The following is a 15,708-nucleotide window of genomic DNA, read 5'->3' as shown; positions in this document are numbered from 1 at the left end:
CACCACTCACTTTCTATAAATTCTTTTTAATGTTACAGTTTCGCTTTTACGTTGTCCCCAGAGTATTGATGCTTTATTACTCATTAACTTTAATTCATCAAAATCAATATTAAACAAACTCTGTTTTAAGCCCTCCAAATCATCCTTAACGACTAATCCTGTTTTATATAACTCTACCTTATTTCCTGGACTAGTACCTTTAGTAGTCAACATAGGTCGCCCTAAAAATAAATGCTCCCAATATTTATTTGGAGCTGCATACTTATGGTTTCTATTAGACAAATAATATAAGCCGACAATAATATGACTATTACTCATAATGTCTAACGCGGAATAATAATCAACAGGACCATGATATTTAATATTATTAAATTTACTCTGATATGTTTCTACTAACTCTCTCAACACCCCATCACCCGCTATATCTAACTGTAGATATTCCGATTGCGATACCATTTCTAGTAAATGCTCTAGTCCTCTATGTTCTTTTTCTAAAATTCCAACATAACTAAGTTTCAATATTCCGTTATATTCAGGAAAACTAGAAGATGGATAATCCACTCTGGGAATATTTTCAACAACCAAAGTATTTTTCGTAGCTTCTTTTTTTATCCCTAACTGTTCATAACGACACTCGTCAGCAACAATAAGAGTATCTACACTTTTTGAAAAAAAGCGTTCTAAAGCATCAAATACCCTCTTTGCTATTCCATTTATATTTCGAGAGTCACTATATTTATCATAGATATCATAAACTATTTTTTTTCTAAATATTTTCCCTATTAGCCATGCAGGGATGATGGTATCAAAATCTACAGCATGAATAAGTGTATATTCATTTCTATACTTAAAAAGGATAACTAATAAAAATAGATTCCATTGAATTAAATTGAAAATATTTTTAAAACCACCGCCTAACTTTGCTGGCTTTTTATATAATTTATAATTTTTTTTGAGATCTTTTTGATAGTTTTCTCTATCCCAACCAATAACACTGTACTTTGCTTTCACTTTATCCAGTGCATCTAAATACTTGTTTAATCTACTATCTGTATAAGGATGCTGGCTACGTAAGAATATAACTTTATGCATCTTGAAATTCCGATATTAATATTTCTTTTATTCTTTTACTCGCCATACCATCGCCATAAGGATTATGAGCAAATGCCATATTATTATAGGCCTCTTTATCTTTAAGTAATATCCTCATTTCTTGTACAATTTTATCCTTATCTGTTCCGACTAGCTTAACAGTACCGGCATCTACAGCTTCAGGTCTTTCAGTAGCATCTCTCATGACTAAGACTGGTTTGCCCAAAGATGGTGCTTCTTCCTGTATTCCTCCAGAATCTGTAAGAATAATATAAGCTCGATTCATTAAATAAACAAAAGGGAGATAATCTAACGGCTCAATAAGGTGAATATTCTTTTGTCCTTTTAAAATACGATTGGCAGGCTCACGCACATTGGGGTTCAAATGAAGTGGATAAACTATTTCAACATCTGAGTACTCTGTAGCTACATCCACTAAGGCCCGACAAATATTTTCAAAACCTTTCCCAAAACTCTCTCGACGATGTCCTGTAACTAAAATTAGATGCTTACGGCTATCTAGGTAAGAAAACTGATGGTTAAGTTGCTCTTGTAACGTCACATTACTCTCTAATTTTTCTACCACATCTAAAAGTGCATCAATCACAGTATTTCCCGTAATAAAAATACACTCTTCCTTAATCGACTCATTAAGAAGATTCTGGGCAGAACTTTTAGTCGGGGCGAAATGCAACTGAGTAATAGCTCCTGTTAGTTTACGATTCCCTTCCTCGGGCCAGGGGGAATAAATATTGCCTGTTCTTAACCCGGCCTCCACATGGGCAACTGGAATTTGTTGGTAATAAGCAGCCAAACTCGCCGCAAAAGTAGTTGCTGTATCACCATGCACTAAAATAATATCAGGCTGATATTCTAACAAAACAACTTTTAAAGCCTCTAAAATCCGAACCGTTATATCTGTTAAATCCTGCTTCTCTTTCATGATATCCAAATCATAGTCAGGAATCAGGTCAAATAATTTCAAAACCTGATCTAACATTTCTCTATGTTGCCCTGTAACACAAACTCTAGATTCAAACCTATCATCTTTAGCTAACTCTAAAGCTAGCGGGGCCATTTTAATTGCTTCGGGGCGAGTCCCAAATATACAAAGAGTTTTCAATTTTAACCTCCGAACGATACTTCATAATAAAAATATGGTATTTTAAACTTATTCTACCCGAAGCAACATAATAAATGCCTTTTATTTCAAAAATATGAATAACTATAAACAAAAGATTATCCTAGTCGGAACCACTTCATCCATGATGCTCCAATTCAGGCAAGATCTCATCAAGTTGCTGATTCAGGAAAATTGGAATGTCTACACTTTTATTTGTGAATACAATTCAGAAGAGTTAGAAAGTCTAAAAGAAATTGGTGCTACTCCCGTTACATATCATATGAGTCGTGGCGGACTGAATCCTTTTGCAGATCTAAAAGCGATTAAAGAACTGACAAAAAAAATTAAAGAGATTCAGCCTAATATCGTTTTCTCCTTTTTTGCTAAACCGATTGTTTATGGAACATTAGCCGCCAGATTGGCAAAAGTGCCAAAAGTTATTGGGATGCTAGAAGGATTAGGTTACACCTTTACAGACCAACCCAATGGTATCTCCCTTAAAGCAAAGATTGTGCGTTCCATCCAAGTATTCTTATATAAAATAGCTCTACCTAAATTAGATGATCTGATTTTTCTTAATCATGATGACCCTAAAGATCTATTAGAAAAATACTCTATTAAGGCAAAAAAAGTACATATTCTTGGTGGGATAGGTTTAAACCTTGAGCAATACCCTTACTCTACAGCCCCTACAAACCCTATTCACTTCCTCTTTATCGGCAGATTACTAAAAGAGAAAGGGATATTTGAGCTAGCTGAAGCTGCTAAGATAGTAAAGGAGCAATATCCTCAATGCGTAATTACGGTTTTAGGCGCTATTGATCCTGAAAATATGGGGGCGTTAAAGCAGGAACAACTTGATAAGTTAATTGAAGAAAAGATTTTTAACTATCCTGGATATGTTAATAACGTTCAAGAATGGATCAAAAATTGCAGTGTATTCATACTCCCCTCCTACCGAGAAGGTATTCCTCGCAGTACACAAGAAGCAATGGCGATTGGTCGACCTGTTATTACAACAGATGTGCCCGGATGCAGAGAGACAGTTATTGATGGTGTTAATGGTTTTTTAATTCCAAAATGGAATACAAAAGCGTTAGCTGAGAGAATGATTTATTTCATCGAAAATCCAGATCAAGTGAACGTCATGGGTGAAGAAAGTTATAAAATAGCTGTGGAGAAATTTGATGTTATTAAAGTCAATCAAAAGCTAGCTAAAATTCTTGATATTTAAGAGCAGAATAATTCTTTACTTTTAAATACCCTATACTAAACCCTTTAATTAAAACAGAATATTGCCGGCAATAATGGAACCCGGCATTGTATTGGCTACTCGTTTTGATATTCCCTAAGATCTATTGCAGGATCAGGAGCTAACTCTATCCTCTCAATTCGTTTAGAGAATCCAAAATCATCAGGATCATTTTGACAATCAAATAAATCATAACTTGAGGATAGATGTTTATTGGCTATACCCATCCACGTTCCAAGTCCATTTGTAAAATTTAATCCCGATTTAAATGATTGACACTCTTTTCTCTCATCAGCATCACTAGATGTCATAAAGAGTGGGATATCATAATGAAGCTTACTCGCCCGATTATTATTAAAATAGAGTACGCCATTAATTTCCCGATGTGCTTGCCCATGATCAGCAAAATAAAGCATCGAGTAGGTTGCCCCTTTTTCTTGATACTCCTTATTCATAAATATGTTAATTTGTTGTAACAGGTTATCTGTTTTATAAATAGAGGAGATATAACAACTTAAATATGAGTAATAAATATCATTGACATCCATAATCTTATGGTAATCCTCTATACGATCACACGCATTAGGGTGTGAGCCGTAGAGATGTAATACGATTAACTTTTTCTGGAAAGGATTTCTTTTAACGATACGCTCCAATTCATCTAGCAACTCAAAATCACTACTATTTTTTGTATAATAATCTCCATATTTTAAAAAATAGGTGTGATCATTTGATTTAGCTAAGGCTGATACAGGAGTATCATGGGTTCCAAAGTACCCTTGATTAGAGAGCCAATAGGTCTTTATCCCTGCACTTTTTACTAAATCGACCAAAGTATAGCTATAATCTGCATCCCAATTCTTCTTCTCATTAAAGGTGAGCATCGCTTTTAATGAGGGGACTGTAGACGTTCCTCCGGCGGTTAAACCATCCACTAATATTCCATTAGCACTACTCATAAATGGAGTGTTTTCGATAGGATAACCATAAGCATGATGGTAATCTTTACGAGCACTCTCCCCTATTACTAAAATGTAGTTATCATAATGAGAATTAACTAATTGGCTCTCCCCCCATTTGCTCTCCTTTCTGAAGGCCTCCATCTTTTGATATTCTTCATACAATCGCTCAAAAGACTTTTTGATCTGTTTAGGGAATATCGCCGGCGCTTGAGATGCCATCATCAATAATAATGCTACAAAAAGGAATGTTTGATTTCGGTAGAATCGCAAATCCAATCGTTTAATGAGATAGCGGAAAGCTATTAATACAACAATCACTAAAAGCGAATAGAGATAGTTAACATAGGGAATCTGATGAATAAATTCACCGGCCTCCAGAGGGTCAGTTGAAATACCGGCAATCAGAAAGTCATAGTTAAAGGCCCCATACGTCATCCCTACTGGTAGATAAAGCGCATAAACCAATGTCATTGGAAATATGACTAACCAAAACAGCTTTCTCGAAGAACTACAAAAAACAATAAAGAAAACTAATAAGATCACATGCCGAAATCCTCTCGGAGCGGCTACTCCTTTCAACATCAAATAACTAATTAAATATGCCAAACAGAGGACGAATAATGCCGACAATCCTAAAACAGTTTTCTTTTTCATACCGTTACACACTTATACCCATTTTTAATAACGCATTATTATATAGCTAAAATAAATATTATGCTTAACTTTATGATTGATAAAACAAAAGAGTACCTGAGAATATTGGTCATTTAATAATAGGTATCTCACCAAATCATTATGAATGAGAAAGATTTTAAAATATTAGTGGAGATCGAGAAGAGCCGGAGTATTACTGCTGTAGCGGAAGCACTCTATATGACGCAACCGGCGCTGACTTATCGTATCCAGCAGATTGAGCAGAAGCTCAATGCGAAGCTCTTTAATCGTGGGCGTACCGGCATTCACCCGACGGTGGAAGGGCTAATTGCGATACAAGAGGCACATCATATGCTTCATCAGTTAGAACAGTTGCGCTTAAAGTTGACGCAGATCCACTCTAAGATCCATGGCACCATTCGGCTTGGTGTGGCTTCTACCTTTGGGGAATATAATATATTTAGAATAGGGGCTGTTGAACATTCATAACTTCAGCCAAATATAGGTATAAGCTAAAGCAATGTTGTTCTCATAATGTTGTTTTAGCTTGTCATATCTTGTTGCTACACCTCTAAAATGTTTTAGCCTTGCAAATGCATTCTCCACTAAATGCCGAGCTTTATAAATATGCCAGTCCCTATGATTATTGTTCGTAAGAGCATTCCTCTTTTTAGGAATAATAGCTTTAGCTCCTTGATTTATAATCTCTTCTCTAAAACTTGCAGAATCATAGCTTTTATTTGCATTAACGTAATCTGTCGTATTTAAATGAACCCTACTCAGTAACTCTGGAGCGACCTTGATATCGTGGGTCGTTCCATCTGTTACGATAAATTCATAGGGATTACCACAAGCATCTACGATCATATGAATTTTTAAACTATTTCCACCAACATTTTTTGATATTGCTTGAGGATTATCTGTGGCTGTTCCCGTGCTATGCTGATGAGCTCTAATATGAGTTCCATCTATAAACAGCCATTCATAATCAACATATTGTGATATTTTTTTAAATAATTTCAAGAGATTGTTGTTTTTAGACCAACGACTAAAAATCTTAAAAATCGTATTAGGTCGTCCAAATTTTTCAGGAATATCCCTCCAAGGAATACCTGTTCTCATTCTAAATAGAATACCTTTAACGATATTTCTTAAATTTGGTTTGTCATAAATATTTAAATCTAGGAGAATAGGTTTTAGTTTCAGCCATAGTTTATCTGTAAGCATGGTTCGAGACATAGCGAGTGGTAGGTTTTGTTTGACGATAATATTCTACCGCTCGCTTTTTTTATTTTGAACTACAATGTTCAACAGCCTCTACTTAATACCCATTATCAATATCGAATAAACTAATTTTATAGCCTCCAATACCTATAAAAACTACATCTATGATATTATTCGTAACAGTTTATTCATGATTTAATACAATAAGGCGAAAGTAGAAAATTCTGTTATGACAGTCCCAATACAAAGCAATCAAACAACACAATCCTTTTGGTCTGGATATGGTTTTATCTGGTTTATCCTTCCTTTTATAGCACTCCCTTTAGTCACGAGAGGAATAAGTATTCTCTCTAGCCTATCACTCTTAATTGCGCTAATTCTACTCGTCAAAAATTATCATTTTGTTACCGGAGAGATTGTAAAAAACAGATATCTATATCTCTTTTTAGCGCTCTTTATACCAGTATTAATCTCCCTCATCGATGCCTTAACACCGGCATTAACAGTGCAGACACTGTGGCGGATGATTCGCTTTGCAGGGTACGCTGTTATTGCCCTCTTTGTCTTTCGAAGTGAAACAGTAAAAAACAGATTTACGACAATACTCTTTTGGATATTAATGCTCTACTGCCTAGATGCGATTTGCCAATGGGCTTTTGACTATAATATTTATGGTTATAATCCAGTAAATAATGCTTGGCATAGTCGTGTACGTGGTGTTTTCGGCGATCGTTATGATTTAAGCTTCTTTTTAGCAACCTTATCTCCACTAGTCTTCTTCTACCTGTTTGATAAAGTAAAAGCGGGGCGTATTATATATTGGTACCTTACCCCTCTATTTCTCTTTATCTTTATTTTCACCATCGTTATTGGCGGAGCAAGAACAGCGCTAATATCTCTTATAGTCTCCTTATTATTATCTACTTGCTATGTCTTCCACCAAAGGAAAATAAGGCACTATAAGCTATTTGCAATCAGTTTAATTATTTTTATTGGAATAATGCTACTCATAACATCTCAACTAGATGTTGTTACAATACGTTATACTAATACGGTACAAGCGGGTAGTTTAAATCAATTAACATCCAATAGGATTAATCTTTGGAATGTTGCTTGGTCTGAACTCCCTAACTATTGGGTTAATGGCGTAGGTGCTAGAGGATTTGATGCGTTATATCAGACATATCCTGAATCTTATAAGATTTTTGAATATATGAACCACCCGCATCTACAAGGGTTAGAAGTATTAATCGAGACTGGAATCATCGGCTTTATTCCCTATCTGAGTGTTTGCCTCTATCTCTTAATTAGCTTCTTTAGATCGAAAAAGACAAATCCTTGGTTACTCATTGCCCTATTAACAATGATGCCAATTAACTCTTATGCAGGAACCTATGAAGGTAATTGGTTACCGATGATCTTTATTTCTCTCGCTATTGCTACAGCTTTTTCTACTTCACATATAAATAACGACAAAGGCAAAAATAGTATCTAATATGGAACATCTCATTACAGTTATCATCCCCATGTTTAATGAATCTCATAATATTGAAAAATGTATGGATATTCTTAGATCCCAAACAAAGCAAAATTTCACGGCGATCTTTATCGATGATGGCTCTACAGATAATACGGTAGAACTTCTAAAAAACAGTCTAGAACAAAACCCTGCTAAATTTCAGTATGAGATACTACAACAGAGTAATCAGGGCGCGGCACAGGCAAGAGAAACAGGTATTCATGCATGCCAAACAGAATACATTCTTATTTTAGATTGCGATGATCGAATTTCTCCTGATGCAATAGAATTGCACCAGCAATCTATTGCCCAATATCATCCCGACATCGTAATGCCTAAAGTTAAAGTGCAAAACAAAGATCTCTCTTACCGTGACTTTCAATTTTTTGATGATCAAGTAAGTCATGATGGTATGACCTGTTTAGAGCATTCTCTTAATCGTTGGGAAGCACACGGTTGGGTCTGTGCAAAAAAAAGCATTTTCATTAAAAGCTATGAAATTTATCGGCAATATAATCCTAACGATGAAAACTATATGAATAACGATGAAGTATTAGCTAGACTGCACTTCTATAATGCACAACAAGTTATTAAGAATAATGCTATTTACTATTATGAAAACAATGAAAACTCTACAACCAAACGCATTAATCCTAACCGCTATTTAATGGCAAAAAATGTAATGATTCTCTATGAACTGTTTGGAAAAAATTTCGGCAGAATTTCCATAAAAACTCAAGAGGAATATATCAATGTTCTCTGGAGCTTGATTAATTATCTTAAAAAAAATAGAAGCAAACTTCCTAATGCACCATTATGGATTGCGCAGATTAAGGATATGTATTCATTCATAAAACCAGATTTAAAAGAGTTTAAACTTTCATCCTTTAAAATTTGGTCAAGATTTTGGTTATCGAGAATATTTATGCTTTTTCTATAAAGAAAAGTGAATAAATAGAGCTTGCACTACTCTAATAGCATACTTACTTAGTAAGAATTATTCTTATCTTATCTTTAAAATTATTAGAGTAGTCTTCTGTTTTAAATTGATTGACACTCTTTTGAATATCTTCTTGTGCTGGAAGAGGTAACTCCCCATTTAAAATTCGCTGTAAATATTCTACTATTTTATCTTCCTCATCCATGGGATAGAGCCAGCCATTAATATCATGCTGAATTAACTCTGAAGGTCCTACGGGACAATCAGTAGAAAGTACAGGAATACCTCGCATCATTGCTTCAACAATGACAAGCCCAAACCCTTCCCTGGTTGAGTTCAAAAGCAAAATTCCAGCTTCCGTTATTTTATTCCAAGCATTCTCCTGCCAACCATGAAAAGTAACCTGCTTATCTAACTGCAGATTAATTATATACTCTTGGAATTCTTGATCGCCTGTAGCATTACCAGTAGATCCATAAATATCTAAGTGCCAATCACCATTTAAAGACTTTAGTTGCTGTAATAACGAATCTACACGCTTAATTTTAGTGATCCTACCAACATAGATAAACCTTTTTGGATTTCGCTTTACAAGATCTGCTGTATCAATCGGGTTATATACTAATGCCGTATTTGTAACGCCGTACTCTTGTTCAAGCTCTTTTTGCATACCTTTACTAATCAACAGATGTCCATTAAAAAGGGTGATCCTAGATTTAACCTGCTTTGCGATATGTTTAGGACTACCTGTCAGCGAAATATGCACCCATGAAATAAGAGGTATATTTGTCATCTTCTTAAACTTTCTTAAGAAACGATAGTTTCTAAGAAACTGCCTAGACAGATCCATTGTAATTAAGGCATCAATTCTATCTCTTTCCATTATCTTAAAAAGCTGGTAGCCACAACATTTGACATATCCCTTACGTATTAACCTCCCAAATACCTTTGGTAACTTATTCTCAAAAAAAGCAATCGGTTCAGGTAAGGGTAAAATAGTTAAATGTGTAAATTCTTTAGCAAAATGATAATAACCGAGAGGATATAATCCGTAAAAGTAGAGTTCAACATCCTGTTTAGGCATCTCTCTTGCTACAATTTCCAAGACTTTCTCTAGCCCTCCCGGACCATCATGGCGGTTTCTTAAAAGAATACCAATTTTCAATTTCCGCTGACTCTGATCCATACAAATACGCGCCTGAAAAGCCCAAAATAATTAATAACAATTTAGTTGTAAGTTTATCATAGATGGGGGAGTTTGAGGCTATAGATCGTGTAATCTAAAACGTATTTATAATGTACTCCTAAATAAAAAATCACTTTTCCTTGAAAAATTTTTCATAATCAACTATTTGATCTTTAACTATCACTTTTCTTGAATATGGTTGAATCACACTATTTGCTAAGTCGCACCCTTTTTTCTTGGATGTTTCTAAGTCATGAAGTGTAAGAAATGTATCTAAAAAACAGGTACTGTCAATACTAGTATCACTATTTCTCTTGAGGTTACTTATTTTATCAGAGCTAAAATACCCATCCTTTAACCAGAAAAAAAGAGGTATATTATAATTGGACTTTGTTGGTCCGCCGTATGGGGAGCTCTCAATATCAAAAATTGAAATTCCATGATCAGAAATAAATGATAAAGATGATCTTCCTTCTACTTTACTCAATCCTTCGATAATAAGATCTACAGCATAATCTGTAACCAATATTGAATTATCATATGAGTTTTCTAATAACTGCTTTTCCTCTAACTTAGGCCCCGAATAACGAGTATCTAAATATGAAGGTGTAAATTTATTAAAGCGATCATCATATCGCTCATGAAAATTATAATGACTACCTATCAACTTGAAAACTATTAATTTTTTCTCTTCAGGCTCTTTTAAAATCTTTAATACATCATATGCACCCGCTATATCCTCTAGACTATCTAAAGATAGATCACCTTTAAGATAGATATCAGCTTCAGCAACCAACTGATTAATAGCATTATCACCGATATGAATTTTATTCAGATAAGTTACATAATAAGTTTTATAACCAGCTTCTTTAAAGGCAGATATTAGTGATTTTTCTGGAAAGACTTTGCTATTTGTTTCTCCAAAACTTCGGGTAAGTATTACAGGGGTAGATAATAATGTATATGCAGCATTAGAGATTACGTCACTATAGGTGATGATTTCTCTCTGATCTAAATGCGGTGTTGTATTCCTGTGATAACCATTAATCCCAAGCCTATCGCCTCTTGTCGTTTCTCCTAAGACTAATACAACCGTATCTTTCTGGTTGTACTTTGAAGTCGCATCCCATTTAAAGTTTTCTTTTTCTAAAATTCGATCTCTATTTTCATCAATTAAATTTACTGTACTTTCAAGACCTGAGTATATTTTATAAAAAATAAAATTATGGGAAACACCTAAAAGAACAAAAGAACACAAAGAAACAACAATGAATAATTTAGAGTATTGACTATGGATCTTACGATTAAAATAAAAAGAGAGGCAGACTAAAAATAATAAAGTAACTGATAAAACTTCATTTTTACTATTAATATTCTGTGCTGTAGCCCAGACCTCCCCTGGATTACTATCTAAACTAATAGCATATAAATCTGGAAGAATATCAAAAAAATGAAATCCCATTATTTTCAGCACGTGAAAATCTATTAAGAAAAATATTGAAATAAAAATCCAGATTCCGAATATGAAGTATCGATAACCTCGTACAAATATTCCTAAAGAAAAAGGCACTAATAGTAATTTATTTATAAGAGATATATCCCCTACTTTATTAAATAAAACAAAAGATATTACATAAACTACTATAAATAAAGATACTCTAAACAAATTCATAATTAGTGACATTTAAACCTAAATAGAAATTAAAGTGTTTATTATGCCTTATTCTGTTAACTCTACGAAGAAAAATTATGTCTAAAATCAAAAAGTATCTTCAGCACCATTCTATTTTATTAGGATCATATTTTTTTAGTTTCCGCTGACTTTGATCCATACAAATACGCGCCCGAAAAGCCCAAAATAATTAATAACAATTAAGTTGTAAGTTTATCATAGATGAAGTGGGGCGAGAGGGGGTTTAAAAGAAAGTAATCAAATCAATACTAATAGACTAAAATAATAAATTTAAAAGCAATGCTCCCTACATAAAATGGCATAATAATAAAATTATTATTGCTAAAACAAGACATCTTTTTCAAAAAAACTATGAAAAATATCTTAATCACCGGCGGTGCCGGATTTATCGGCTCGGCATTAGTCCGTTTTCTAATTAATGAAACAGATCATAATGTCTGTAATGTTGATAAGTTGACCTATGCCGGCAATTTAGAATCTTTAACCCCCATTGAGAAAGATCCCCGCTATCAATTTCATAAAGTGGATATCTGCGATGCAGAAAAACTTGAAGAGGTATTTACCACTTTTCAACCTGATTTGGTGATGCACCTAGCAGCAGAATCCCATGTGGATCGCTCGATTGATGGTCCGGCAGATTTTATTCAAACCAATATTGTGGGTACTTATACACTTTTAGAAGTGGCTCGTAAATATTGGCAGTCTTTACCGCTTAAGAAGCAGGAAACATTCCGCCTTCATCATATCTCTACTGATGAAGTTTATGGTGATTTAGCCGGCACAGATGATTTATTTACAGAAACAACATCTTATGCCCCAAGCTCACCATACTCAGCAAGTAAGGCAAGTTCTGATCATTTAGTGCGCGCTTGGAATCGTACTTTTGGATTACCGACGATTATTACCAATTGTTCTAATAATTACGGCCCTTACCATTTTCCTGAGAAACTCATTCCGCTTGTGATCCTTAATGCATTAGAGGAAAAGCCCCTTCCGATTTATGGTGATGGGCAACAGATTCGTGACTGGCTCTATGTTAAAGATCATGCTCGTGCGCTCTACAAAGTGGTAACAGAAGGTAAGATTGGGGAAACCTATAATATTGGCGGGCATAATGAAAAGACCAATCTAGAAGTGGTGCAAACCATCTGTAATATTTTGGATACCTTACAACCGAGAGAAGATGGGCAAAAATATGCAGAGCTTATTACTTTCGTCAAAGATCGCCCGGGACATGATCTCCGTTACGCCATTGATGCTAGCAAGATCGAGTCAGAACTAGGCTGGAAGCCAAAAGAGACTTTTGAAACGGGAATCCAAAAAACGGTAGAGTGGTATCTTAATAATTTAGAGTGGTGCCATAATGTACAAGATGGTAGCTATCAACGTGAACGATTAGGAGCAACAGAGTAATGGTACAAACAAAAGGAATTATCCTTGCCGGCGGTTCTGGCACGCGTCTTTACCCTATTACTAAAGGAGTATCTAAACAACTTTTACCGATCTACGATAAACCGATGATCTACTATCCGCTTTCAGTTTTGATGTTGGCTGGCATTCGTGAAGTCCTCATTATCAGCACGCCAGAAGATATTAGCGGTTATCAACGTCTATTAGATGATGGCTCCCAATTTGGGATCTCTATTGAATATGCTATTCAACCAAGCCCTGATGGTTTAGCCCAAGCCTTTATTATTGGAAAAGAGTTTATTGGCGATAGTAATGTCTGCTTAGTTTTAGGCGATAATATCTTCTATGGTCAAGGGTTTACACCTATGCTCAAGCAAGCAGTCAGTCGCACTAAAGGGGCAACTGTTTTTGGTTACCAAGTCAAAGACCCAGAGCGCTTTGGTGTTGTAGAATTTAATGAGCAATATCAGGCGATTTCCTTAGAAGAGAAGCCAGAAAACCCTAAGTCAAACTTTGCGGTAACAGGCCTCTACTTCTACGATAATGATGTAATTGAAATCGCTAAAAATGTAAAACCATCTCACCGTGGGGAGTTGGAAATTACATCCGTAAACCAAGCTTACCTTGATCGTGGCGATCTTAATGTTGAACTAATGGGGAGAGGTTTTGCTTGGCTCGATACCGGCACTCATGAAAGTCTCTTAGAAGCCGGCATGTTTGTGGAAACTATCGAGAAACGCCAAGGTTACAAAATCGCATGCTTGGAAGAGATCGCCTTTAACAATGGGTGGCTAACAGCGGAAGATCTATTAGCAATTGGGGAAAGCATGAATAAGAATGCTTATGGTCAATATCTAATTTCATTGGTGAAGAATAATGTCTCTCATTAATTTAATAGAATTTCCTATTCTAGGCGATGAGCGTGGTTCATTAATCTCATTGGAAGCAACAAAGAACATTCCATTTGAGATTAAACGTGTTTATTACATATTTGGAGCGAATGACCAACCAAGAGGATTCCATGCCCACAAAAAATTACAACAGTGTGCCATTGCACTATCTGGGAAATGTCTAGTCGTTATGGATAATGGTTATAAAAAAGAAAATGTATGGCTCGATACCCCTAATAAGGGATTATTAATAAAAAATGAATGGCATGAAATGCATGACTTTTCATCGGATTGTGTTCTGTTAGTTTTAGCGAGCGAGCATTATGATGAATCAGATTATATCCGAAAGTATGATGATTTTATTAAAAATACTTACCTCAAGCTTGTACCTTATACTAGAGAGTTTTTGGATAAATCTAGAATATGGTTTGAAAGTGACGAGCTACGAGAACTAACAATGACGCCTTCCTTTACAAAAGAACAACAAGAAACTTTTTACCAAAAACTCCCTTATAGAACAGATTACTTAATTTATGGTATCGCTTATAATAAATTCCCAATCGGAGCATGTGGTTTAAAGAATATAACCGAAACTGAAGCTGAACTATGGCTTTATATAGGTGAAAATAAGTTTCAGTCACAAAAACTAGGACCTCTTATTTTGAACAGATTAGAGTTAATCGCTAAAGAAAAAAATATTCATAGGCTTTATTTAAACGTTTGGGAACACAATCTACGAGCTGTTAATTTGTATGAAAAACATGGTTTCAAAAATGTTGATCATATAGATAATTACTGGGTTATGGAAAAAAACATATGTCAATAAAAATTGAAAGATACTCTCATGAAAATAAACACCTATGGAATGAATTTCTTTCTAATTGTAAAAATAATCATTTCATATTCAACCGTGACTTCATGGAGTATCACTCTGACTTATTTAAAGATTACTCTCTCATTATTCGAGATCATAAAGATAAAGTTATAGCTTTACTTCCAGCAAATATAGAAAACAATATTCTTTATAGTCATCAAGGGCTTACTTTTGGCGGATTTTTGGTAAATTCTAAAATGTCAGCGAAAACAATGCTACAGATTTTTGAAGCAGTAATCTTATTTTTAAAAGAAAATAATATAGTAAAGATAATATATAAGTGTATTCCCTATATTTACTCTACCTTACCGAGTCAAGAAGATTTATATGCTTTATTTAGAGTAAATGCAAAGTTATATCGTCGAGATATTAGCTCAACTATTGATTTAAATAATATTATTTCCTATAGCAAAGGTAGAAAATGGGGGATTAATAGAGCAAAGAAAAAAAATAATATCAATATTTTACCATGTACTAAAGCAAGTGATGTATGGCAATTGATTGAAGGTGTTCTACAAGAACAACATCAAGCAAAGCCAACACACTCAAAAAATGAAATTGATTTACTACAAGAACGTTTTCCTAATAATATCAAAGCCTATAAAGCATGTATTGATAAAGATATTGTTGCTGCCGCTGTATTATTCGAAACAGCTGTTGTATCACATACACAATATTTGGCGGTTAATAATATAGGTAGAGAGTTTTCTGCATTAGATTACTTAATTTCAGAAATAATCACAGATAGAAAAGGCAAGACAAAATATTTTGATTTTGGAATTTCAAATGAAAATTCGGGTCAATACCTTAATGAAGGGCTTATCAACCAGAAAGAGGGGTTTGGAGCCCGAGCAATCACCCACGATTTTTATGAAATAGAGATATAAAA

General features: G+C 34.5%; 14 protein-coding genes. 8 read left to right on the top strand and 6 right to left on the bottom strand.

All coding sequences use genetic code 11. The features are described from left to right. Positions 1 to 6: 6 nt before the first annotated feature. Together AC0SAP_RS06235 and wecB are read right to left on the bottom strand one after the other, a co-directional pair. Positions 7 to 1,092, bottom strand: a complete 1,086-nt coding sequence (locus AC0SAP_RS06235) for a glycosyltransferase family protein (RefSeq protein WP_473383443.1) — start codon at positions 1,090 to 1,092, stop codon at positions 7 to 9. Next, positions 1,085 to 2,215: a non-hydrolyzing UDP-N-acetylglucosamine 2-epimerase gene (gene wecB, locus AC0SAP_RS06230; protein ID WP_473383442.1), complete on the bottom strand. Its 1,131-nt coding sequence runs from the start codon at positions 2,213 to 2,215 to the stop codon at positions 1,085 to 1,087. Before wecB ends, AC0SAP_RS06235 begins: the two co-directional genes overlap by 8 nt. Positions 2,216 to 2,309: 94 nt before the next feature. Here wecB and AC0SAP_RS06225 point away from each other — a divergent pair, with 94 nt between their 5' ends. Then, complete coding sequence (locus AC0SAP_RS06225; protein WP_473383441.1) at positions 2,310 to 3,449, top strand: glycosyltransferase family 4 protein; 1,140 nt, start codon at positions 2,310 to 2,312, stop codon at positions 3,447 to 3,449. Positions 3,450 to 3,544: 95 nt separating this feature from the next. Here the strand turns inward: AC0SAP_RS06225 and AC0SAP_RS06220 are convergent, their stop codons facing one another. After that, positions 3,545 to 4,972 (bottom strand): phosphoethanolamine transferase, encoded by a 1,428-nt coding sequence (locus AC0SAP_RS06220; protein WP_473383439.1) that lies wholly within the window; start codon positions 4,970 to 4,972, stop codon positions 3,545 to 3,547. Positions 4,973 to 5,224: 252 nt separating this feature from the next. Between AC0SAP_RS06220 and AC0SAP_RS06215 the strand changes: the two genes are divergently transcribed. Further along, complete coding sequence (locus AC0SAP_RS06215) at positions 5,225 to 5,572, top strand: LysR family transcriptional regulator (protein ID WP_473383438.1); 348 nt, start codon at positions 5,225 to 5,227, stop codon at positions 5,570 to 5,572. Here the strand turns inward: AC0SAP_RS06215 and AC0SAP_RS06210 are convergent. Further along, positions 5,567 to 6,322, bottom strand: coding sequence for an IS5 family transposase (locus AC0SAP_RS06210; RefSeq protein WP_473383437.1), 756 nt, complete (start codon positions 6,320 to 6,322; stop codon positions 5,567 to 5,569). The two genes, AC0SAP_RS06215 and AC0SAP_RS06210, sit on opposite strands and share 6 nt — an antisense overlap. A 214-nt stretch (positions 6,323 to 6,536) precedes the next feature. Here AC0SAP_RS06210 and AC0SAP_RS06205 point away from each other — a divergent pair, with 214 nt between their 5' ends. Together AC0SAP_RS06205 and AC0SAP_RS06200 are read left to right on the top strand one after the other, a co-directional pair. After that, entirely contained in the window at positions 6,537 to 7,802 is a 1,266-nt protein-coding gene (locus AC0SAP_RS06205) for an O-antigen ligase family protein (RefSeq protein WP_473383436.1), read from the top strand. A 1-nt stretch (position 7,803) separates the two neighbouring features. Continuing rightward, positions 7,804 to 8,766, top strand: a complete 963-nt coding sequence (locus AC0SAP_RS06200; RefSeq protein WP_473383434.1) for a glycosyltransferase family 2 protein — start codon at positions 7,804 to 7,806, stop codon at positions 8,764 to 8,766. 43 nt (positions 8,767 to 8,809) lie between these two features. On the opposite strand, the gene AC0SAP_RS06195 is transcribed toward AC0SAP_RS06200, so the two are convergent. Both AC0SAP_RS06195 and AC0SAP_RS06190 read right to left on the bottom strand, forming a co-directional pair. Further along, a complete protein-coding gene (locus tag AC0SAP_RS06195; RefSeq protein WP_473383433.1) occupies positions 8,810 to 9,952 on the bottom strand; it encodes a glycosyltransferase in 1,143 nt (380 codons plus the stop codon). Between the two features lie 130 nt (positions 9,953 to 10,082). Further along, the gene (locus AC0SAP_RS06190; protein WP_473383431.1) at positions 10,083 to 11,636 is read right to left on the bottom strand and encodes a phosphoethanolamine transferase; all 1,554 of its coding nucleotides are present in this window, start codon (positions 11,634 to 11,636) and stop codon (positions 10,083 to 10,085) included. Positions 11,637 to 11,996: 360 nt separating this feature from the next. On the opposite strand from AC0SAP_RS06190, the gene rfbB reads away from it, so the two are divergent. The 4 genes from rfbB to AC0SAP_RS06170 are packed head-to-tail and all read left to right on the top strand — an operon-like array spanning position 11,997 to position 15,706. Further along, the gene (gene rfbB, locus AC0SAP_RS06185) at positions 11,997 to 13,058 is read left to right on the top strand and encodes a dTDP-glucose 4,6-dehydratase (RefSeq protein ID WP_473383430.1); all 1,062 of its coding nucleotides are present in this window, start codon (positions 11,997 to 11,999) and stop codon (positions 13,056 to 13,058) included. Then, the gene (gene rfbA / locus AC0SAP_RS06180) at positions 13,058 to 13,945 is read left to right on the top strand and encodes a glucose-1-phosphate thymidylyltransferase RfbA (protein ID WP_473383428.1); all 888 of its coding nucleotides are present in this window, start codon (positions 13,058 to 13,060) and stop codon (positions 13,943 to 13,945) included. The genes rfbB and rfbA overlap by 1 nt, the downstream gene beginning before the upstream one ends. Beyond that, complete coding sequence (locus AC0SAP_RS06175) at positions 13,932 to 14,771, top strand: GNAT family N-acetyltransferase (RefSeq protein ID WP_473383427.1); 840 nt, start codon at positions 13,932 to 13,934, stop codon at positions 14,769 to 14,771. Before rfbA ends, AC0SAP_RS06175 begins: the two co-directional genes overlap by 14 nt. Then, complete coding sequence (locus AC0SAP_RS06170) at positions 14,762 to 15,706, top strand: GNAT family N-acetyltransferase (protein WP_473383426.1); 945 nt, start codon at positions 14,762 to 14,764, stop codon at positions 15,704 to 15,706. The genes AC0SAP_RS06175 and AC0SAP_RS06170 overlap by 10 nt, the downstream gene beginning before the upstream one ends. Positions 15,707 to 15,708: the final 2 nt, after the last annotated feature.

It is taken from the genome of Ignatzschineria sp. PL_is040, assembly GCF_055813795.1.
The sequence above is the reverse complement of the archived record's forward strand: the minus strand, read 5'-3'. Positions and strand labels throughout refer to the sequence as shown.